21 protein-coding genes are annotated in these 21,910 nt (G+C 41.4%); 12 read left to right on the top strand and 9 right to left on the bottom strand.

Annotated features, from left to right (window positions below):
• Window positions 1–13 precede the first annotated feature (13 nt).
• Both AC1F2U_RS04035 and AC1F2U_RS04030 read right to left on the bottom strand, forming a co-directional pair.
• Window positions 14–433 carry a GNAT family N-acetyltransferase gene (locus AC1F2U_RS04035; protein ID WP_480259938.1) on the bottom strand — a complete coding sequence of 140 codons (420 nt, stop codon included), beginning with the start codon at window positions 431–433 and terminating at the stop codon, window positions 14–16.
• A 97-nt stretch (window positions 434–530) separates the two neighbouring features.
• Window positions 531–1,316, bottom strand: coding sequence for a hypothetical protein (locus AC1F2U_RS04030; protein ID WP_480259937.1), 786 nt, complete (start codon window positions 1,314–1,316; stop codon window positions 531–533).
• A gap of 528 nt (window positions 1,317–1,844) precedes the next feature.
• On the opposite strand from AC1F2U_RS04030, the gene AC1F2U_RS04025 reads away from it, so the two are divergent.
• From AC1F2U_RS04025 to AC1F2U_RS04015, 3 genes are all read left to right on the top strand, one after another.
• A complete protein-coding gene (locus tag AC1F2U_RS04025; RefSeq protein WP_480259936.1) occupies window positions 1,845–2,354 on the top strand; it encodes a hypothetical protein in 510 nt (169 codons plus the stop codon).
• 108 nt (window positions 2,355–2,462) lie between these two features.
• A complete protein-coding gene (locus AC1F2U_RS04020) occupies window positions 2,463–3,293 on the top strand; it encodes a hypothetical protein (protein ID WP_480259935.1) in 831 nt (276 codons plus the stop codon).
• Window positions 3,227–4,261, top strand: coding sequence for a hypothetical protein (locus AC1F2U_RS04015; RefSeq protein WP_480259934.1), 1,035 nt, complete (start codon window positions 3,227–3,229; stop codon window positions 4,259–4,261). The genes AC1F2U_RS04020 and AC1F2U_RS04015 overlap by 67 nt, the downstream gene beginning before the upstream one ends.
• A 263-nt stretch (window positions 4,262–4,524) precedes the next feature.
• Here AC1F2U_RS04015 and AC1F2U_RS04010 read toward each other — a convergent pair whose 3' ends face one another.
• Window positions 4,525–5,763, bottom strand: coding sequence for an acetate kinase (locus AC1F2U_RS04010; RefSeq protein ID WP_480259933.1), 1,239 nt, complete (start codon window positions 5,761–5,763; stop codon window positions 4,525–4,527).
• A 53-nt stretch (window positions 5,764–5,816) separates the two neighbouring features.
• Here AC1F2U_RS04010 and AC1F2U_RS04005 point away from each other — a divergent pair, with 53 nt between their 5' ends.
• Window positions 5,817–6,104, top strand: a complete 288-nt coding sequence (locus AC1F2U_RS04005) for a hypothetical protein (RefSeq protein WP_480259932.1) — start codon at window positions 5,817–5,819, stop codon at window positions 6,102–6,104.
• 100 nt (window positions 6,105–6,204) lie between these two features.
• On the opposite strand, the gene AC1F2U_RS04000 is transcribed toward AC1F2U_RS04005, so the two are convergent.
• Together AC1F2U_RS04000 and AC1F2U_RS03995 are read right to left on the bottom strand one after the other, a co-directional pair.
• Window positions 6,205–6,705, bottom strand: a complete 501-nt coding sequence (locus AC1F2U_RS04000) for a hypothetical protein (protein WP_480259931.1) — start codon at window positions 6,703–6,705, stop codon at window positions 6,205–6,207.
• Between the two features lie 137 nt (window positions 6,706–6,842).
• Window positions 6,843–7,943: a sensor histidine kinase gene (locus AC1F2U_RS03995; RefSeq protein ID WP_480259930.1), complete on the bottom strand. Its 1,101-nt coding sequence runs from the start codon at window positions 7,941–7,943 to the stop codon at window positions 6,843–6,845.
• A gap of 318 nt (window positions 7,944–8,261) precedes the next feature.
• On the opposite strand from AC1F2U_RS03995, the gene AC1F2U_RS03990 reads away from it, so the two are divergent.
• Complete coding sequence (locus tag AC1F2U_RS03990) at window positions 8,262–9,140, top strand: M48 family metallopeptidase (protein ID WP_335196140.1); 879 nt, start codon at window positions 8,262–8,264, stop codon at window positions 9,138–9,140.
• 138 nt (window positions 9,141–9,278) lie between these two features.
• Here AC1F2U_RS03990 and cimA read toward each other — a convergent pair whose 3' ends face one another.
• Window positions 9,279–11,012, bottom strand: a complete 1,734-nt coding sequence (gene cimA, locus AC1F2U_RS03985) for a citramalate synthase (protein ID WP_480259929.1) — start codon at window positions 11,010–11,012, stop codon at window positions 9,279–9,281.
• A 75-nt stretch (window positions 11,013–11,087) separates the two neighbouring features.
• Here cimA and AC1F2U_RS03980 point away from each other — a divergent pair, with 75 nt between their 5' ends.
• The 6 genes from AC1F2U_RS03980 to AC1F2U_RS03955 all read left to right on the top strand — a co-directional run bounded on the left by AC1F2U_RS03980 (window position 11,088) and on the right by AC1F2U_RS03955 (window position 17,974).
• On the top strand, window positions 11,088–11,426 hold the full coding sequence (locus tag AC1F2U_RS03980; protein WP_480259928.1) for a 2Fe-2S iron-sulfur cluster-binding protein: 339 nt from the start codon (window positions 11,088–11,090) through the stop codon (window positions 11,424–11,426).
• Between the two features lie 17 nt (window positions 11,427–11,443).
• Window positions 11,444–11,833 (top strand): hypothetical protein, encoded by a 390-nt coding sequence (locus AC1F2U_RS03975; RefSeq protein WP_480259927.1) that lies wholly within the window; start codon window positions 11,444–11,446, stop codon window positions 11,831–11,833.
• 118 nt (window positions 11,834–11,951) lie between these two features.
• Window positions 11,952–13,970, top strand: coding sequence for a glycine oxidase ThiO (gene thiO / locus AC1F2U_RS03970; RefSeq protein WP_480259926.1), 2,019 nt, complete (start codon window positions 11,952–11,954; stop codon window positions 13,968–13,970).
• A 180-nt stretch (window positions 13,971–14,150) separates the two neighbouring features.
• Entirely contained in the window at window positions 14,151–14,330 is a 180-nt protein-coding gene (gene psb34, locus AC1F2U_RS03965; RefSeq protein ID WP_480259925.1) for a photosystem II assembly protein Psb34, read from the top strand.
• A 266-nt stretch (window positions 14,331–14,596) separates the two neighbouring features.
• Window positions 14,597–16,810, top strand: coding sequence for a tetratricopeptide repeat protein (locus AC1F2U_RS03960; protein ID WP_480259924.1), 2,214 nt, complete (start codon window positions 14,597–14,599; stop codon window positions 16,808–16,810).
• A gap of 444 nt (window positions 16,811–17,254) precedes the next feature.
• Window positions 17,255–17,974, top strand: a complete 720-nt coding sequence (locus AC1F2U_RS03955; protein ID WP_480259923.1) for a choice-of-anchor K domain-containing protein — start codon at window positions 17,255–17,257, stop codon at window positions 17,972–17,974.
• Window positions 17,975–18,213: 239 nt separating this feature from the next.
• On the opposite strand, the gene AC1F2U_RS03950 is transcribed toward AC1F2U_RS03955, so the two are convergent.
• The 3 genes from AC1F2U_RS03950 to AC1F2U_RS03940 form a co-directional block, all read right to left on the bottom strand.
• Window positions 18,214–19,338, bottom strand: a complete 1,125-nt coding sequence (locus tag AC1F2U_RS03950; protein ID WP_480259922.1) for a site-2 protease family protein — start codon at window positions 19,336–19,338, stop codon at window positions 18,214–18,216.
• Between the two features lie 459 nt (window positions 19,339–19,797).
• The gene (locus AC1F2U_RS03945) at window positions 19,798–20,631 is read right to left on the bottom strand and encodes a sulfurtransferase (protein WP_480259921.1); all 834 of its coding nucleotides are present in this window, start codon (window positions 20,629–20,631) and stop codon (window positions 19,798–19,800) included.
• A 56-nt stretch (window positions 20,632–20,687) separates the two neighbouring features.
• Entirely contained in the window at window positions 20,688–21,107 is a 420-nt protein-coding gene (locus AC1F2U_RS03940) for a DUF6220 domain-containing protein (protein WP_480259920.1), read from the bottom strand.
• A 111-nt stretch (window positions 21,108–21,218) separates the two neighbouring features.
• Between AC1F2U_RS03940 and AC1F2U_RS03935 the strand changes: the two genes are divergently transcribed.
• A complete protein-coding gene (locus AC1F2U_RS03935) occupies window positions 21,219–21,881 on the top strand; it encodes a LuxR C-terminal-related transcriptional regulator (protein ID WP_480259919.1) in 663 nt (220 codons plus the stop codon).
• Window positions 21,882–21,910: the final 29 nt, after the last annotated feature.

The following is a 21,910-nucleotide window of genomic DNA, read 5'->3' as shown; positions in this document are numbered from 1 at the left end:
AAATTGCTTATCGTTACAATTCCATTGAAAAGTGATGACTTGTAATGTTCATACGCTGCATGAGATAAAACCTGTGGGCTGCAAATCGCTGAACACCAGAATCCAGACTCAGATGTTTACAATCATGATTTCTGGCATATTCAATTAGCCACTGAAATAACTGTTGGCCATAGCTATGTGACCGTTTCAACTCATCAACAACTAAATCATCAATGTATAAAAACTTTCCCAACGCTAAACAATTAGAAATGCGAAATCCAGCGATCGCTACAGCTTGCTTTTCTACTTCTAAGAATGCAAGTTGATATCCTTCCTTCATTTGATATCGAACTTGTTCTACAAACTTAGCCTGCTCCAGGTGAGGGCGCAACTGAGAAATAACAGTAAAACACCCTAATATTTGAAAGTCAGATTCTGCCAACTGTATTGACATCAGTATTACCTTACTCAATCATCCATGATAAATTTTTAATTTATTGTATAAATAGAATTTTCCACTGCATTTTTACCAACTTATTATGAATAATAATTTAATCTTTAGGTGGAAATATAATTTTATTAGTTCCTTCAGGAGTTGTAACTATTTTTCCTCCTAAAGCTTCGATTTCCTTAATTGCACGTTTTTGAGTTCTTTCATCAGCATGATTATTTAAAACCATTGACCATGTAGAAATTTGAGCATATTTACTATTAGGGTTTCGACTCAGAAATTCAGCAGTTTTTTGGGAAGTATTAGCTATAAGTTGACTCTCTGAATCTGAAAATTTACTCGCCCAGTTTGCCGCTGTTGCAAAAGATTGTTGGGCAGCTTGAGCGTTGCCTAAAAATAATAACTCATCAACTCCTTTAAAACGCCATATATAATAAGACTTTTCGGGAACTGAGGGAGATAGTGATTTTAAGCCTTTCTCTGATAGTGCGATCGCACGTTCTGGCATACCAGCATACAATGAAGTACTAATCGAAAGACTGCGATACGCTGCTAAAAATCGCGGATCGCGTTCTAGAATAACTTCAAAATATTCTGGACTTAAACTATAACCTGTTTTATCCCGAATTTCATCATCTCCAAAGTATTGGAGAAAATTGAGATACACCAAATCTGCGATGAAGTTATCATAACCAAAGCTAGGTGTTTTTTCCAGAAAATTCAGGCGGATATTTTCAGATTTTATTTCTTTTTTTAAAGTTTCTAAAGAGGCAGATTGTTTTCTATTTATTAGTTTTTGCAATTGGGGGAATTGAATCAAGCCAACTCCTAAAATACACATAGAAATTACAAAAGGTGTAGCAAAAGATTGACGAGATAACAACATATTTTCCTTGGCTTTACGATCGCAGTCATATCATTGTATACATAGTGGTATAAGAAAAGTCAGGTCTACTTATGCGTCTAAGCTTTGCTAAGTAAGATAAAAAAGTTGACTTCAATAAACCACTTTTATTATTTAGTGCTTTTTGATACTTTAATTTTATCTTTACTCTGAAATATATTTAGGTGTTCTATGTATAAAAGCAATATCTAATTTATACTGATTGGAACGAAACGTCCAAAAGCTAATTAAATAATTATTTCAGAATCACGCTACTTAGGACAATGGGGAAACCCTACGGTAGTGCTGGATTCACTGGAACGCAGTTCTTCCAAAATCTAAAATGGTATTATTCTTTTTCTAAGATAAATTTGGCTCTAGAAAATCATAACTTTTTTAGTAAAAATTTCTTAAAATATTAAGTTGTTTTGACTTTAATTACTTTTTTTTAGTAAAAGCCTTAAAACTTTTGACATAACCTATAGTTGTATCTTGTTTATATTTAAATCTGTCTGTAACCTCTAAAACATCATGTTGAATAATACTCTTAATGAAAACACAGAAACTAATGGTCAAGCCATAGAAATTTTGGAAAGCAATAGTCAATATATCAAACCAAGTAGTGAATTTAAAATAAAAGTTAAGAAGCTGAATAGTAAAGGAGAAGGATTCAATATTGATGAAATTATTGATGCTATTCAAACAGCAATAGTTGAAGTTATCGAGCTAGAAATTACCACTTGGGTTCCAGAATCATCTACTCACTTAGAAGAACTACAAGGGCAACAACTTGCTCAAACAGGTAATCGAATTCACACTATAATCAATCTAATTGATGGTGATATAACTAATGAAGTTGGTAGTCAATTTGTTGGCAGCGGCCCATATACGGAACTTCGCGAATTTCATCTAACTCAAATCAAAGAAAGTCGTGAAATTATGCAAAAAAATATAGAAAGCTTGCAGAAATTATATGGATTTTTTATAGAAATCATGAAATCTCGTAAAACTTCACAACAATCGCTATCTCGTCCACAGTAATTATTGATATTAATTAATAAGTTCGTAAGCCTAAAATACCTACAGATATAGGAAGTTATCCAAACCTGTAGGTTAATTTGCTTTAAATAAATCAAGGGAATTATGATTATGCCTAACAAAATTCAAGAACAAGCCAAAGATTTGCTAGAGAAAGTAGTCTCATCTGTACATGAATTAGTTGATGATATTACAGCTTTAGAAATAAATACAATGGTTGTAGAGCAAATTACTGGCGCAAAGTTTAATGCTTGGCAAGCGTATGAAGAGATTTATTCAATAAATGACAAAGACTACTTTGATGTCAAAGGAATTCCGAATCCAGACGATTTACCAGAACCAGAAAAAACTCAAGCTCAAGAATTACGCAAGCGTTATACAAGTCTCTTTTCGCAACTTGAAAGAGAATATTTTTATATTCTCCTGGAAAAAAGTAATGAAAGTAGTGAGCCAGACTCCAGAATAATCCAATATCAAGACCGTCTTAAATATCAGGTGGAACATAAAGCGAATATTCTTCCAACTGACGAGGTATACATAAAGTTAGCTCGACCAATATTGCCTGCTCCCACTCCTGTTGCAGATCGAGAAGAAAATAATCTAAAAAGTTTGCAGCAAAGGTGGAAAGAGATTGAAGAACTTTTAAATAATGATAAATTTATTCGTACTTTGCGGAAAATGTCTGAACTAAAAGCGGCACTTAATAGTGGCAATATTACCACCGTAGATATTGATATTATTTATGCTCAAACTGTTATGCAGTTAGATGGAGATATTATCAGTCGTTACCATAAAAAGCTATTTCAATTACCTGAAGGAGATAGAGATTTAATCCTAAAAATACATAATGAAGGGGTAGTTGCTGGAGAGAAACAGTGGCGTGGAACACTAGATTTTCTGATTGGTATTGTACAAAATATCGCCAAATTATCCCGACAATGAACGCTGAGAAAACACACACAGATAATGAACCTGATGTTCAACTCTCTTTCTTTGTACAAATACCTCAAGGTACTCCTATTGAACTTGAAATTAAGGTTGAACCAGGACAGTATACTTTTTATCTAAATAAGACTGTTTTAAAACAAATTGAGGAAGCACGAGAAATAGGCTGCTCTTTATACATTCCACCAAAATTACTAGCTTATCTTTGGTACTACAATTGTTTTAGCGATAATATTTGCTTTAGTATTAACACTACGCTATACACTAAATTAGTAGTTACTAAAAAAAACTTTAAAATATTTGACAATACTTTTATTGTAAATTTTATCAAATTATTCTGGAGTAAATCATTACAAAAAAAATCGAGATTACAGTATGGACTTACTTTTAATTCTTATTATAGAGAAGATACATCAACTTTATATTTTTGGAAAGAACAAGATATTATTTTACAAAGCAATATCTTATTTTATGGCGACATAATTCACAAAATTAGGAGTGATTTTATCCAAAATCCTCAGTGTTTAAATATTGTTTATGTGCATTATTGGCTTATTGAACAAATACTAAGCTGTCTTCGGAGTAAATTAAATCTGCTAGTTTGGGAGATAGCTTCTCTCTTTCCTGCTGGTTTTCTAGTTTACAATCTCCATCCAGCGAATTGGATGCTAGTAATATTTGCTTGGTTAGGGTTAACTATATTATTTGCTATTACTCGCTATATAGTTGTTAATCAACTTCAAAGTCGTACTTCCATAAACTCTAAATTTATAAATAGGTTGATATGGACGCTGATTTGTTTCATCCCTAGTGTTGTCGCTAGTACTAGCTTTAGTAACCTTACTGCCTTATTCTTACCGCTTTTTTCACTTATCACCCCAAAACTTGTAGAGTACATTTTAAGCTTTACATGGGGGCGAGTTGTTAAATTGGTTATGCGTCCCTTATTAAGAAATTTAAATTAAATAAAATCCATTTAACTCTCTTTTTTTCACTATCGCTAGAGTAAAATCTAAAATCCTTACTCAGAATTGAGCTTTGAATATTCTCTCCCGAAAGTGATTAATCAAAATTTAGGAGTCAAAATTCTGAATGGGCTACGCCCCGGTGCGCTAAAAGAATTAGAATAATCTCTGTCTAGCTTTAAGACCTAAATACTGTACTTGACTAACTTGAAATCTGCTGCAATTTAGCCAACTTCTAAAAGGGGTTGGCTTTTTGATAATTTTTACTTTGTCAATATTTGCCAACAATGTTGAGCGATCGCCCAATCTTCTTGAGTATGTATGACTAATACTCTCACTGTTGAGTCAGGTGTGGCAATATCTTTATCGACTGGCTGCTGTTGATTTTTCTCAAGGTCTATTTTCAGTCCGATAAATCCAAAGGCTTCACAGGCGGCTTGGCGAATTTCCGCAGAGTGTTCGCCTACACCTGCTGTGAATACTAAAACATCTAATCCGCCCAAACTAGCAAGCATTGCGCCGATACCAGAACGCAAGCGATGTACGTAGATATCCCACGCCAGTTGAGCGCGGGAATTACCTTGAGCGTAGGCGTAGCCCGTCGTAGACATCGCTTCTCTTACTTCACGCATATCACTAGATACACCCGAAATTCCCTTTAACCCAGAAGCTTTATTTAATAACTCATCCAACTTTTCTACAGAGTAATTGCAGTGCCGCAACAAATAAATCAGAATCCCCGGATCGACTGAACCAGAACGACTACCCATCATCAATCCTTCTACGGGTGTGAATCCCATAGTGGTATCAATACTGCGACCATTTTTAATCGCCGCTAAAGAGCAACCATTACCCAGGTGGCAAATAATTAACCGCTCAGACGCAACATCTTGACCGAGAATTTGGACAGCACGTTGAGAACAGTATTGGTGACTGATGCCATGAAACCCATAGCGGCGAATACCTTGCTCTACCCACTGATATGGGCCGGGATAGATTGCTGCTGCATCGGGTAAAGTGGCGTGAAATCCGGTATCAAACACTGCTACTTGAGTGACATCTTTTAGGATGTTTTCAATTGCTTCTATGCCTTCCACAGCAGCTGGATTATGTTCGGGAGCAAGATTAGACAGACCAGCGATCGCCTTTTTGACATCCTGCGTAATTAACACACTATCTCGATAATCCTCTCCACCATGTACTATCCGATGCCCCACCACATCGATTTCTGACAAGCGATCGATTACCTTGGTTGCACCATGACTAAGTGTATTGAGCATATAGGTGAGATGTGCCTGTGGAGAATTACCAGAGATTGATTCTTGCAGCGTTGCACCCGTAGCAGTTTTCACCTCAATTTCTGCCACACCCCGATCTTGAGTCCAGTTGATTTTCCCTTCCCAAAGGGGTTGGGGTGCTTGACTGGGCAGAGTTTCATCTGCAATTTTATACAGGCAACTCTTTTGGCTGCTCGACCCGGCATTCAGTACCAATATCTTCATAGTGACAACAGAAAAAGACGATTTCCTTTGATCGTGCCACTAATTTTAGCTTCATGCTTAGTACAGTTTTGCGTAAAAGCGTAGGGTTTTTAATGCAAGCTGACGCATTAACAAGGCCGCCCATTGCATTAACAATACAAGCTGACGTATTAACAAGGCCGCCCATTGCATTAACAATACAAGCTGACGCATTAACAAGGCCGCCCATTGCATTAACAATGCAAGCTGACGTATTAACAAGGCCGCCCATTGCATTAACAATGCAAGCTGACGCATTAACAAGGCCGCCCATTGCATTAACAATGCACGGTATTGCTTTTCATAAATTTGCTATAAATTAATGAATGAAATTCTGTACTTAGTTTTCTCACGGTAAAACAAGGCTTTGAAGCTTCTAAATTTCAGAGACTTGGAACTAGGAAGCGAGGAGAAGTGGCTTGCTCAGTCATCATTTCGTAGGTTGATTGGGCGGATGTCGCGGATCTTAAGGGTTCTTTTGCCTGCATTATCGTCGTCATCAATTGTTACCAAGGATTTCACGACCGTATGGTTTGCATTTCCACCAGTCACGGTGACAACAAATGCTGAGTAACTGTTAGTGTTTGTGCCACAACCACTTCGGTCATGGAAGGTTTGATTCCATTCACCAATATGGACACCCTCGCCTCGTGGTTCATCACCACTTTGTTTAATTTCATTGAGGAGAGCTACTTTCAGAAGAGAAAGCTTTGATTTTTTATTAGCAAGCATAAGTTTAAGAAACTTATCGCGATTTACATTGTCAAGATTGTTGCCGTTGCTGCATTTATCTTCGTAGTTGGCCTCAGCTGAATTCGGACTGGTCATCACCAGTGCTGGGATCTTGCGAGACTGAGCGGCGTACCCACTTGTTGTCGCTAGTGCGAGAACACATAAAGTTAAAGTAAAAAAATCAAAGCGCATTCAATTCTCCGAGCGTGACATTAGTGTGTCCAATCAAGATTAACTGCAACGGACACTAAAGGAGAGGGCTTGCTCAGTAGGCGTATGCAGCAAAGGGGTGAAATGAGCGCCAACAGTATCTGATGATACTTGTACTTCTAATAGGGAAGTTTAGGCAACTTAACGATAAAGCTTGTCCCCTTGCCCTGGGCACTTTCAACTTCAATCGTCCCCTGATGTGCCTCAATAATACTCTTTGCTAAAAATAATCCTAATCCCCATCCTGTTTGATCCCCAGCAGAGATGGTTCGACGAAATTGTTGAAATAAGATTGATTGAGCGTCTGAAGAGATCGGATTACCCTCATTGTGGATAGTGAGGCTGATCTGCGTTTCAATTTGCTCAAGCGTGAGTGTAATTGGCGTATCAGGAGCACCATACTTCACGGCGTTAATAGCTAAGTTTTCAATTACCCGTTGTATCTCTTTACGGCTGCAATTGCTCCTGATAGCAGTATCACAAACTACAACAAACCGCTCTCCATAAGCAAAGTTCAAATCTTCTACTACGTCCTGAACAAGGCTGTCTAAACTGCATTCTTCAAATTCAAACTTTAAGCTCTGCCCTGCCCGCAGCTGACTAGCATCGAGCAGATTTTGAATCATCGAATTCAAACGCTCGACTGCTTTTAGCATTTTCGCTGCGATATTCGCATGGGTGTCTCCTTGTTCAAGTCGACGTAGAGTCAGGTGAATACCCATTTTTATAACATTGAGTGGGCCTCTGAGATCGTGAGTCAGTGTCACCATAAATAACTCTTGAATATCTCGCAACGTCTGGGAAAATTGAGTCGCTGCATCATTAACAGCTTGCTCGATGGAATCGATAATAATATCTCGTTCCCTTACCTCTAAAGCCGCTTCTTCTTCTAAAATTTCAAATATGACCTGACGGAGAATGTGGTACTCAAAAATGAGTTGAGTCATTGAGTAGTCGGCAAAACCTGCCCGCTCATGTCCATGCTTTTTCCCAATCCGAGTGCTTTCTAGCTTATCGGTTTTTATTCTGGCTGGTGTCCTTTCAATCTTCGTTGACAATTCATCCACCAATTGGTTTAGATACTCAGGTAGGGAATTTTGTAGCAGAAGAGAGTCCTGATGCATTGATGCACCGACTTCATCACGCGCCCGCTCCTCCCACCTCTGCATAATTCTTTCAACATTTTGGTTAAGACGGTTAGACACTTGATTATTAGACATAGATTGCAAAAGCATCAAAACTAGCAAACAGTCAGCTTTAAACTGCTTGATATTGCACGCAACTGTGTTGTGATGTCAAGTGGTTCTTAGAAAAGTCAGCCTATGCTGCTGTTGCTGGGGATCATGACCATTGGCGATTACCTACAGTAAACTGCGCCAACGCGAACTTCGGGATGTAGCCCATCGCAAAGTAAGTCTACACCAAACCATTCGTAGCATAAAGGAAACCCCCAACTGAAATCGTTATACTAACTGTGGGAGGCTGTTTATCTATCCAGCCAGATTCCATAGTTGTATTTTTTTATAGCTTGTTGCACTATGTCCTTCTTCAAAACCCCGCTAATTGGTTTAAAAGCTGACTCATTTCGTCATCCATTAGACCTGGAAGCTACCAGAGCGCTCAAGCAGATACCAGGCATAGATATGTTGGTGCGAAATTGGCTTGGGCCAATGGCAGAGCAGGTTTTCTATGTGGAAAATATTGCCTCTAGCATTTTGGTGGGTGAAAAGCAACTACCCGATTTATACAAGCTGTTGTTAGATGCCTGTAAAATCCTGGATATAGATCCTCCCCAGTTGTACGTCCGGCAACATCCGGCTCCCAATGCCTATACTTTTGCTGTACGGGGTAAGCAGCCTTTTGTTGTGCTACATACTTCCCTGATTGATATTCTTACACCAGAGGAAATACAGGCAGTAATCGCCCATGAGTTGGGGCATCTCAAGTGTGACCATAGCGTTTACTTGACTCCTGTAAATTTACTAATATTAGCTGCGGCGATTGTGCCCAATGTCGGTACAATCGTTGCTCAAGCCATACAGGCGCAACTTTTGGAATGGGTACGTTGTGCTGAGTTTACCTGCGATCGCGCCGCATTACTAGCAACTCAAGACCCGAAAGTGGTCATGTCCGTGTTGATGAAGTTGGCTGGTGGTTCTCCTACCTTAGCGCCCCAACTGAATCTCGATGCCTTTGTTGCCCAAGCCCGCGCTTACGATGATATCAGCAAGACAGAACTGGGTGAAATGGTCAAAGCTGCCCGTACAGCCCAATTAACCCATCCAGTGCCAGTACTGCGGGCGCGAGAAATTGACCGTTGGGCAAGCAGCACTGAATATCAAACTCTGTTGCACAGTCACGGTCTGAAGTCTACTAATAATGAAGTTGCACCCAAAGGTGGATGGCGCAATTGGTAGAGCTACTTTTCACAACCGCTTTTTTCGCCATATAAGCGCAAAATTTTGAATAAATCGTGAGAAGCGATCGCTAAAGTGCGATCGCTTCCCCTTTTTATCCAAAAACGCAAACTTTTCCTACACTACATATCCCTTTTGTCAACTAGAAGCTTTCACCGCTGCTTCTGCTTGGGAATGTAACAACAAACCGTATTCCAAACCTTCTACCACTGCTTGATAGGAAGCCGCCAAAATATTGGTGGAAACCCCTACCGTTGTCCAGCGCTGACGACCATTGCCTGATTCTACCAACACACGGGTTTTTGCCGCAGTGCCCGTATGTCCGTTGAGAATTCGCACTTTATAATCTGTCAAATCAAAGGTTGCAATCTGAGGATAAAAGTTCACCAAAGCCTTGCGTAAAGCTGCATCCAAAGCTGCAACGGGCCCGTTACCTTCCGCCGCCTCCAAAATATTTTTCCCGTCAACAGCGACTTTGACTGTAGCTAAGGCATTGCTAGTTTCTTTCCCCTCAATCAAGTCACAGTGGACTTGAAAACCTTTGACTTCAAAAAACTTCTGGCGATCTCCTAAAGCTTCGTGCATCAACAGTACAAAACTGGCCTCTGCTGCTTCAAATTGAAATCCTTCACTCTCCAAATCTTTGAGGCGCTGGAGAATTTCCCTAGCCTCTGCTTTTTGTTGATCCAATTCAATCCCAAAACTGCGGGCTTTGGCTAAAACATTGCTCAGTCCAGACTGTTCCGAAATCACAATGCGGCGACGATTCCCGACTTGTTCCGGCTGAATGTGTTCGTAAGTCAGAGGATTACGTTCCACCGCTGATACATGAATACCGCCCTTGTGGGCAAAAGCCGAACGTCCCACAAAGGGAGCGTGTTCATCTGGCGCCAGGTTGACAACCTCACTCACAAAACGACTAGCTTCTGTAAGTTGTGTGAGCTGGTCTTCTGTGATACAACTGTAACCCGCCTTCAGTTGTAAATTGGGAATTAACGAACAGAGGTTAGCATTACCGCAACGTTCACCATAACCATTAATTGTGCCCTGTACCATCTTTGCCCCTGCCATCACGGCGGCTATTGCGTTAGCAACCGCCATTTCCGAATCGTTATGAGTATGAATTCCAATTTGCGGGATTGTCCTTTGTCCTACCCTGCGGGAAGCCGCTGGCGCGTCTATGTCCTTGGTCATTGGTTCTTGACAAATGACGCCAGTTGCTTCAACGGAGGGAACCTCCGCAACGCACTGGCTCACTAATGACAAATGACTAATGACATCTTGAACAATTTGGCTAATTTCATGAGGTAAAGTGCCACCATTGGTATCACAGAGGACTAGCCATTCAGCACCAGAGGCGATCGCAGCCTCTAATGTCTGTAAAGCATAATCTCGATTGTGCTTATAGCCATCAAACCAATGTTCGGCATCGTAGATAATGCGACGACCTTGAGAACGGAGGTACTCAATTGTGTCGCGAATCATCGCCAAATTTTCTTCTAATGTCGTCTTGAGTCCGGTTGTTACGTGTAAATCCCAAGACTTGCCAAAAATCGTTACCCAGCGAGTTCCCGCAGCCAAAATATCCTGTAGCATCGGTTCGGTGGCGGCAGTGGAATTGGGGCGTCGAGTTGAGCAAAAAGCAACAATTTCAGCTTGTTTGAGCGGATCTTCTTGAAGTTGCCAGAAAAATTGTACATCCTTGGGATTGGCACCAGGCCAACCACCTTCAATAAAGGGAATACCCAGTTGATCGAGTCTACGGGCAATGCGTAACTTATCTTCTATCGATACAGATAGCCCCTCGCGCTGAGTGCCATCCCGTAATGTAGTGTCATAGAGCCAAAGTTGAGGTGAGGAATTTGTGGTCATAAAACTGGGACCGACGAGACAACTTTCGAGGCAATGTGTCAATATACAACAAAAAGCCAGTTTGGCAATTTAAAAATGCCTAAAGTAATAGCTGAAGGTAAAACAATTGATTGCGAGCATGGAAGCAATCTGCGCAAGATTTTGCTGCAAAATGGTATTGACCTCTACAATGACGGTGCTAAGGTAATAAACTGTCGGGGCATTGGCAGTTGCGGTACCTGCGCGGTTAAGGTAGAGGGCAAAGTCTCAGCAGCGAACTGGCGCGATCGAGCGCGGCGTTCGCTTCCTCCCGATTCTCCTACAACAGACTTACGTTTAGCCTGTCAAACTCAGGTTTTAGGCGATGTGAAAGTGACAAAGTTTGATGGATTTTGGGGACAAGGTTCTCGAATAGTGTGGACACCAAAAGGTTAAAAAGGAGTTAAGACAAGATGGGTAGATGGACACCTTTAATTTTAATGGCTGGCGGTTTAGCCATTCTGCTTGGTACATTACTGGGCATCAACTTTCCGATGGGCGTACAAACTGCTAATGCTCCCAGTGACAAGAAATCAGAAGTCCTGCCAGCTAATATCAATGTTAATGGCAGTGGTGGCAGCAATAATGAAGAAACTGCAACAGAAGGAAATCAAACAACTCAAACAAACGAAAACAGGCGTGGTATTGTAGCCCCAAGACCTGACAACAGGAGTAACGTTGCCCAGAATTCTGGCGATGACTCAACTGACAGTACAACAGACGGTAATACAAATTCTTCAGAAACAAGCACACCATCTAGCGATACAAATCAAAGTAACGAACCAATTCGCGCCTTGTGGTAACGATCAGATCCGTCTTCAGACCCGTCTTTAGTTACAAGTTATAAGTTATAAGTTATGAGTTATGAGTTATTAGTTATGTACTAATGATAAATGACAGATGACTAATGACTAATGACTAATGATTAGTGAGACTGTGATTATTGGTGGCGGCGTTATTGGTTTAGCGATCGCCATTGAACTAAAATTGCGCGGGACAAACGTCACCGTGCTTTGTCGTGACTTCCAGGCTGCTGCTACCCACGCCGCCGCCGGGATGTTGGCACCAGATGCGGAAAACATCGCTAATGAGGCAATGCGTTCCTTGTGTTGGCGATCGCGTGCCTTATATCCCGACTGGACGCGCAAATTAGAAGAACTAACCGGCTTAAATACTGGCTACCGTGCCTGTGGTATCCTTGCACCCGTCTTTGAAGAGGCAGGGGGGCAGGGGGGCAGGGGAGCAGGGGAGCAGGGGAGCAGAGGGGAAAGTCTTTCCTCCTCATCTCCCTCATCCCCGGCTTATTGGTTAAACAAAGAGGCAATTCATCAATATCAGCCAGGATTGGGAGCAGAGGTAGTTGGCGGCTGGTGGTATCCTGAAGATGCACAAGTTGATAATAAAGCTCTAGCTCACGTATTGCGGACGGCGGCTGAGTCTGTTGGTGTTGAACTCAGAGACGGCATTACAGTAGAAGGATTTTTACAGCAGCAGGGACAAGTGGTTGGGGTGCAAACCAATGCTGGAATAATTCGTGCCGCGCACTATGTTTTAGCTTCAGGTGCTTGGTCGAATGAATTGTTACCGCTACCCGTGCTACCTAGAAAAGGACAAATGCTGAGTGTGCGGATACCAGAAGTTTCGCCGGAATTGCCCTTGAAGCGGGTTTTGTTTGGGCAGGATATTTATATCGTACCAAGACGCGATCGCCTGGTTATTGGCGCAACCAGTGAAGACGTTGGCTTTATGCCCAACAATACTCCAGAAGGTATTCAAAAATTACTACAAGCTGCCATCCGCCTGTATCCCCAATTAAAGCATTATCCCATCCAGGAATTTTGGTGGGGATTTCGCCCAACCACCCCTGACGAATTACCCATTTTGGGCATTAGCCACTGTCAAAATTTAACCTTAGCTACGGGTCATTACCGCAACGGAATTTTACTTGCGCCCGTAACCGCCGCTTTGATTGCCGATTTAATCTTAGAACAAAAGTCTGACCCCCTACTTGCTGATTTTCACTATTCGCGCTTCCAGTCCAAGTCATCTACCTCCACCCTAATGCTGACTCACTCTGCCAATTTCTCTAACGGACATCACTCTGCTATATCCCCACTCCCCACAGACGCGATTAATCGCGTCTCTACCGATTCCCCACTAATTATCGCTGGCAAAACCTTCCAATCCCGCTTGATGACGGGAACTGGTAAGTATCGCAGTATTGAGGAAATGCAGCAAAGCGTCGCCGCCAGCGATTGCCAGATTGTCACCGTAGCAGTACGACGGGTACAAACCAAGGCTCCGGGACATGAAGGTTTAGCTGAAGCCTTGGATTGGACGAAAATCTGGATGTTACCCAATACCGCAGGTTGTCAAACTGCTGAAGAGGCGATTCGAGTGGCGCGTTTAGGGCGAGAAATGGCGAAATTGTTGGGGCAGGAAGATAATAACTTTATAAAGTTAGAAGTAATACCCGACCTTAAGTATTTACTCCCAGATCCGATTGAGACGCTGCAAGCAGCAGAACAACTAGTTAAAGAAGGCTTTGCAGTATTGCCCTATATCAATGCTGACCCGATGTTAGCCAAGCGTTTAGAAGAAGTAGGCTGTGCTACAGTCATGCCTTTGGCATCACCAATTGGTTCTGGACAAGGACTAAAAACAACTGCCAATATCCAAATAATCATCGAAAATGCAGGTGTGCCAGTGGTGGTAGATGCTGGTATTGGTTCACCCTCAGAAGCCGCCCAGGCAATGGAATTGGGAGCAGATGCTTTGTTGATTAATAGTGCGATCGCTCTTTCTCCAAACCCAGCAGCAATGGCTCGTGCGATGAATTTAGCAGCAGTCGCCGGTCGTCTAGCATACATTGCTGGCAGAATGCCTATTAAAGATTACGCCAGTCCTAGTTCACCTCTAACTGGGACGATTACTAGTTAGAGAATGGGGACTGGGGAGCAGGGGAGCAGGGGAGCAGGGGAGCAGGGGAGAAGTAGCAGTAAGTCTTTCCCCTCTGCCTCTTGTCCCCAATCCAAAATGTAACGATTTATCTAGCAGTTTAAGACCAGATTTAGCATTTATGTAACATTAAATTAACGATAAAGATAAAGGAATTCATTCATGCCCTATACCAATGAAGAAGGCGGTCTTCTGAATAATTTTGCCCGGGAACCAAAGGTTTATCAAGCAGAACCTCCCACGGAAGGGCAAAAGCGAACTTATATCATACTAGGAATTGCCGGTACAGCTTTGGTTGCCGGCTTGATTCTAGTCGCCTTCTTTGTTTCTAAGAGCAGCTGATCGTAAAACATTTTAAGAAAACTTCATCTTTTGTATAGTTTTTCAGGTTCCAATTTTAAGAGGGGCCTGCTTTTTTATTTTTTGTTAAAATTGAACTAGGAATGAAAGTATATAATTATACTTTATTGTTCCTACTATAATTGAAGGCTCAATATATCCCGAGCAGCACAACATCTACTTATTAAAAATCATTTTTATTATGACTTTAGCCCACTTGAATGCACCCAGAAAGGTGATATGTACTACGTTTTGGCTTTTTAGCCGCTATGAGCGTGAATGATACTGCACCCAACAATAATTCTACTTGGAATCGGCAAGTATACCACCGCCTGAAACTTGCCTTAAGTCTTGGCTTACGACGACAAATTCTTTTAGCAGTATGTGATGATTTATACTTGCGAAATCAGGTAGCAACTCGTTTGCATTCTACATTGGCTTATCCTGTTGGACAGGTGCTATATCAATCATCAAATGCTCAGGAAAATAGCACTCCAGCTTATCCGCGATTAGTCACGTTGCGTTTGAATTTAAACGATCCAAACCCCATAATCCAGATTAATCAATGGTTGACTAATTACCCACCGCCAGTTGTTGGGGCATCAAAAGATACTCCTGGAAGACCTTTTCCAGTACCAGCATTTCAGATTGTCGGCGTGGAGCATCTCACTAAGCAACCAGTTGCAACACAGCGTTTATTTTTGCACTATCTGCGCTTAAGCGAACAATATTTCTCTACACAAGAATCCAGCCGATTCCTGGAATCTAACTTGCTGTTGTGGATACCACGTCCTTGGTTATCGGCTATCAAGCAATCAGCACCACAGTTTTGGCGTTGTCGTACTGGTGTATTTGTGTTTGCTGGAGAACCCACGCCAGCAACTCAGAATTTGGCCTATCCAGAACGTTTTTCACGTTCAGGAAGCTTGGATTTAGGGAATATTGAGCAGTCGATTCTAGATGAATCAGCTAACCAAGCAGAACTCAGAACCGCAGCCACTGAGTTCAAGTTTGAGAATAATTCTGATTTCCCAGTAGAGATACAAGGGAATCGCGGACAAAAAACTGAGGAAGTTTCACCATCAACACCAGATTTATTGAAGGCTACGCCACAACAACAGGAATCTACGAATCGGTCTGGTAGTGGAAGTAATAATCAATCGCTGTCATCTTTATCTTATATTAGCAGTGAGTTAACGGAGCTAGTAATAGCAACAATTAATACAAACCCTGCTCAAAATACAGAGGATTCCTTACAACCACAGCAGATTTTATTAGAGATTGAAGAATTACACGAAAAGCAAGCTTCAGAAGAGATACTGGCAGAGGCTTATCATCGCTTGGGTACTTTATACCGTCTTCGCATTGAGCAAGGAGACGCAACTTTAGAAAACCTGATGGTGGCAATTATTGCCTATCAGGAGGCAATTAGCTATGACGAAAGCTCACCCCAACTCCCAGATATCTTGAATGATTTGGGTACACTCTACTGGATGCTATACCGTACACCACCCAATTCTGAAGAGGGACAAACTTATATAGAGCAGGCAATAGAATTTTATCAGTTGGCGTTAAAGATAATTTCACCCCAGACACATTCGGAAACTTACGCTCGCGTACAAAATAATTTGGGGACAGCCTATGGTGATTTAGCTCGTTTCTCTCACCCATCGGAAAATTGGCAGCAAGCAATTTTCGCTTACAGTGAAGCACTCAGTTATCGTACAGCCGATATGGATTCATTAAAATATGCGGCTTGCCAAAATAATTTGGGTACTGCTTACTGGCATTTAGGGCAATACAACCAACCGATTGTGCATTTAAAGAAAGCGATCGCAGCTTACAATGAAGCGCTTGCACACTACAACCCGGAAGAGGAACCGCTGAAGTATGGCATGATTCAAAACAATATCGGTACTGCGTTTTGGAATCTGGCACAATACGAACAACCTGCCCAAAATCTCCAGTTAGCCATAAATGTTTATAGCGAAGCTCTCAAGTATCGCACTCCAGCTAATGTTCCCAGTGCCTGCGCCGCTACACAAAATAATCTGGGTACTGCCTACTGGCATCTAGCAAACCTATCTGAGACTACTAAAGAGGCACGGCAAAAGTATCTGCAACTATGTATCAGCGCTTACGAAGAAGCTATAGCTTTGGCTCACTCACTTAGCGGTACTTCTTTAAGTTTTGATTTGCTTGCCTCTCACAATAACCTGGGACTAGCACATTATCAGCTAGTAATAGATAAGTCTTTTAATGGCGACAAAGCGACACGCTCTCAACACTTAGAAGTAGCATTAGATAACCATTTGCAAGCCTTAAACGGATTAAGTAAACAACCAGAGGCTTATCAAACAACCTTTGCTTATGTAGTGAAAACTATTCGTACTTTTCATAATGAGTTAGGGATACAGGGACAAAATCTGGCTTTATCTAAAGTTCCTAGCCAGTTGTTGCCAGAGATTTTGTCAAAATTATGAATCCCATTGCTCTCCATAGCGCGAGGAATGTCAAAAAACTGTAACTTCATATCAGCTTGACAATTTATTGGGAAGTCAAGTAAGGTAGCGATGTTTACGACGGGCTACGCCTACGTAATTACTAGACTTATTGTATAAATCAAAAAAAGAACCCTACTCCGCCTTTGACTTACATCAAAGTCTGCACTTCTGCTGGATTTAGCGTGTTAGGGAAGTTTATGCAAGAGGTTTACCGTTTAACTAATTACAAACTAGTGAAATATATTTTAACAATTCATAATTTTAACTTAATAAATATAAATTATTCATTAAATTATTTTGAAATACACATAAATTTTTTATAAAAAAAACAATAAGACATTGGCATATTTTGCGTAAATTTACTAAGGTACACTGAAGACCTATTTGAAAGAAGCCCCAGAATGATAATTAAAACCTAGAATTATGAAACTCAATTTTGTTTTGGCTACTGCTATATCTAGTTTTTTTGTGAGTTCGACCACAGGATTTAGTTTCTCTGGTCAAGCACAAGCTCTAACTTTTTCTGGCATCTCTAGTGCGACTTGGGGAAATCCTACTCCAGGAATCAGCGATACTAATCCCATATATACAGGTGTGGGAAGTAACACATTTACTTGGGGTCAAGCTAATTTGCCGCCAGGACTTCCAAATAAACTAACCTCTAATGGAACTTCATTTTCTGCGGACATTAACTCTGTATTCAAAATAGCTGATTTAACTTACTTTAATGGAAAGATAGGCACCGATACAGGCGTTGGATTTGTACCTTTAAATCTCAATGTATCTTTCAGCCCTCCTGTGGGAACCAGCCAAGTTTTTGATTTCAACTTGCGTTTAGTAAATACACTTAACGACCCAAAAGATCCTGAGAAGAGTGCAGACTTAGTATTTTTAGACACAAATTTGAGTAATCGCAGTTTCATCTTTGGAAGTAATAAATATATTCTTGAGTTAATCGGTTTTAATCTAGACGGTCGCCAGATAAGTATTAAGGCTCTTGAAGAAGCTACAACTACAACAGCTATTTATGCCAAAATCAAAACTATACCCGAACCTGCAACAGTGCTGGGTATATCTTTGCTAGGGATATACCTGATATCTCGTAAAAATTCTTGGAAAAGAAATACAGGGAATAGGAAATAGAAAATAAATATATACTGAGTTTTGTTCAAAAATTAAATAGGAGTGCTACATAACAATCCGATTTGATTTTTGAACTTATTTACAGGGATAGATAAGAGGCAACGGTCAAGAAGGCTCTTTCAATTGTACGGAGTTTTTTCACACAATCAAAAATTTGGGTGATAAAAATGTAGAGACACGATTTGTCGCGTCTCTACAAGGGTTTACCGTATTTTTGATAGACGCGATGAATTGCGTCTTTATGCAGGGTTAGGTTGGGTTCGGTTTTGAAGTAGCTGGATAATTGCAGCTTTTTCTAAGATTCCAACTAGGACGCCATTCTCACGAATTACGGGAAGCACAGATAGCTTTTGTTGTTCGAGTAACTGCATGACTTCCAGCAGAGGCTGATCTGATTGGACTGTGGTAGATTCGGTAATTGGTCGCATGACTTCTTTAACTTGAGTTTCTGACCACAGTGCTGTAGGGATGGTTCTTAAATTATCAACTGCGATCGCACCTACTAATTGTCCATCATCATCAGTCACTAAGAACCGATGCCAGTTTTGCCCACTTATAACTCGCTCATCGGCAAACTCTCTCAGGGTAAGATTACTAGATACAATCGGGCTATCATGAGTTACAGCATCTTCAGCAGTCAAACCTGTGAGTTTTTCTTGCACTCTGGCAAATTGAGCCGAATTACCAGCATTTTGCAACAAGAAGAAGCCAACTAACAAATTCCAGAAGTTACCGGCGCTGCCAAATAATAGTAGGGGAAGTACACCTGAAAGAATTGCTACCCAACCAAAGATTTGCCCAACTCGACTAGCAAAGGTCACACCTTTATAAGGATTGCCTGTAATTTTCCAAACTATGGCTTTGAGTATATTTCCACCATCTAAGGGCAAGCCAGGAATCAGGTTAAATAGGGCTAATGCTAAGTTAACAGAAGCTAGAACACCAAGAATTGCAGCTAACGGCCCTGATGCAGCAGTAGTAACACCAATCGCTGTAACGATACCGCATAGTAGTAAGCTTACCATTGGCCCAGCGATCGCAACCCAGAATGCCTCACCTGGGGTTTTCGACTCTTTTTCTAAGCTCGCCAAACCGCCAAATATAAACAGCGTGATGGATTTGACATCAATTCCCTGACGAATAGCAACAAAACTGTGGCCTAATTCATGGGCGACGACAGAGGCAAATAACATCAGCGCTGTCATCAATCCTAGTAGCAAAGCTAATCCCGCAGACAATTGGGGAAATTGCGCCGCCAGTCCACTGCTATAGCTCCAAGTGACTAAACCCAGAACTAAAAACCATGACGGATGGATATAGAAGGGAATTCCGAAGAGATTACCAACGCGAATTGTGCCATTCATGTCGTTCACCTTTGATTTCAGCTTCGAGAGGTTTGCTTTCGTCCTTCTCGATGTCTCTAGTGTAACGAAAGGTTAAGAGATTTTAATCTTGATGGCGGTAGTGGTGTCCGTCTGTAAAAGTGCGGTTATTGGGAATATTGGAAACATCTCAATTCAGGAGGCATAAGAAACCCACGCTTACAGCTATTTTCAGGTAAATAGACCACGCGGTAGGGGCGCAAGGCCTTGCGCCGAATGGCACGCTTGTAAAGCTGAAAGCTCGTCTGGGCTATCTTGTTGGGGGTAGGGTGTTGGGTGTAGGGAAAAATCAAGAAAATTTTATATGAGTGGGGATAGAAATAAATTTTCTCCTCACTACACCCAACACCCGACACCCCACACCCAAAAGCCTGATATATAAGGGGTTTGCCGTTATCAAGCGTGCCATTCGCCTTGCGCCCCTGTGATCCTGTCTGCTCACTACCTCTCGATGGCGACATCAGGCAAGCGACTCCACTCATTCCAAGAGCCATCATAATTCCGAACATTCGGATAGCCCAATAAATACTTCAAGACAAACCAGGTATATCCAGAACGCCCACCGATGGCACAGTAGGGAAACACTTCCTTATCAGCCGTAATGCCCTTAGTGTCATAAAGATTTTTCAATTCATTGAATGATTTAAAAGTTCCATCCTCATTGAGAGTTAAGATATGCTCCAGATGCACTGCACCTGGAATATGTCCAGTGAGTTGATCTTCTTGTGGTGGCCGATCGAAAAACCATTCACCAGAGTATTCTTGCAGTGTTCGGACATCCAACAACACGCGATTGTTTCGGCCTATCGATGCCTGAACTTCATTATGTAATACTCGCAGATGAGCATCAATACCTCTGGCACGGTAATCAGTAGAAGCAAATGTAGATAATTCAGTTGCTAGTGGATGACCTTCTGATTTCCATTTTTGGTAGCCGCCATTGAGAACTCGTACATTCTCATGTCCAAAGACTTTCAACAACCAGAAAATCCAAGCTCCTGTTCCCGGATAACTGCCATAAGCAATCACTGTGGTGTCATTGGTAATGCCTGAACGTGCCATCAGCTTTTCAAAAGCGATCGCATCCAAATTCATCTTCAAATCGGGCAAGAGTAAGTCTGTAAAGATGTTCCAGAAGACAGCACCAGGTATGTGAGCATTTTTGTACGGCTCTGGACTCACATCCACTTCAATAATGCGGATGTTTGGATCGTTAAGATGATTTGCAAGCCAATGGGTATCAACGAGAACAGATGGATCGGCGTATTGAGACACTTGTATTTCTCCTGTAATAGCGCGAAAAGAATTGAAAGTTGTGTTTTCTCAACGATTTAGTCTTGGTTGTGGTTGGGAAATACGATGTGCGATGTCCGATGCACTAGGGTTGTGGAAACAGAGAATAAGGAAAAGCCGATAAGTGGATGGAACACTGCTAGAGGAAAAGAAGTGTGTAAATGAATTGTGATAAATTGCAGTCCCAGCAGCACTGGCATACCTGCTGTAAGGTTTCGGACTCTTCGAGGAAAGGGAATCAAAAACACCCATATCAACAAAATTAGTGAGAGTCCGCCATATCCTCGCACGAGCCAAATATGTAGGTTCCACCAATCAGAGTTGTAAAAGTAAGCCAATCCAACACTGAATATTTGAATTATTAAACAGAGATTGAAAAGCACTGCTGCGATCAAAAAACTTATTTGAATCCAGCGCCCGGATATCTGTGTGTCATCAATGCCAGAATTTACAGTCATGTAAAGTAATCCAAAAAACCAAACAAAGGATTTGACTTGGTGTGACTAAAGCTAAGATAGGTCTGGTTGCGATACTGCGCCTAGACCTCGAACGAGTACACTTTGCAAATCATGGTTGCCTTACAAGCTCTATTTCATGGAATTGCTCAAGCTCAAGATGAACAGACTTTGCGATCGCACATATCCGCAGAAATGAGTGAGTATTTTTCAGCTACACGATGCGGGCTGTTTTTCTTTGCCCAAATTTCTTTAGTTGACAGCAAAATTCAAAAAGCACTGCAAACTGCATTATCACCTCAACACAATCCAGTTGCACGCTACTTGCTAGAACGCCATGCCCCTGTTCATGAAGCTTTGGTAGTAGAACCTAAAACATGGAAGTTGATTTGTCCTCGTGCCGATCACTGGCACGTTATGGCAGGGCCAATTGTCAGCAATGGTGAGTTAGTGGGTGTGGTAGGTTTGACACGTCAGCAAGGAATGCCTGCATTTGATTCACAAAATCTTACAGATTTGAGTGCGGTTTGTCTGCACATTTCTACTTGGGTGGCAATGGCGCAATTGCAACAACCACTATTACAGACAAAGCGTTTGACGCCTCGTGAAATGCAAATTGCTTCCTTGGTGGCTCAAGGACAAACCAATGCAGAAATTAGTGCTGAACTTTGGATTACTGAAAACTCTGTCAAGCAAGCTTTAAAAAGGATGTTTCGCAAGCTTGAAGTTTCATCTCGCGCTCACATGGTTGCAAAGCTTTCCACAGTTTCAAAATAAATAACCTTTGATTGGCCTCATTAATCCAG

It is taken from the genome of Nostoc sp. LEGE 12454 (genome assembly GCF_056620565.1).
The sequence above is the reverse complement of the archived record's forward strand: the minus strand, read 5'-3'. Positions and strand labels throughout refer to the sequence as shown.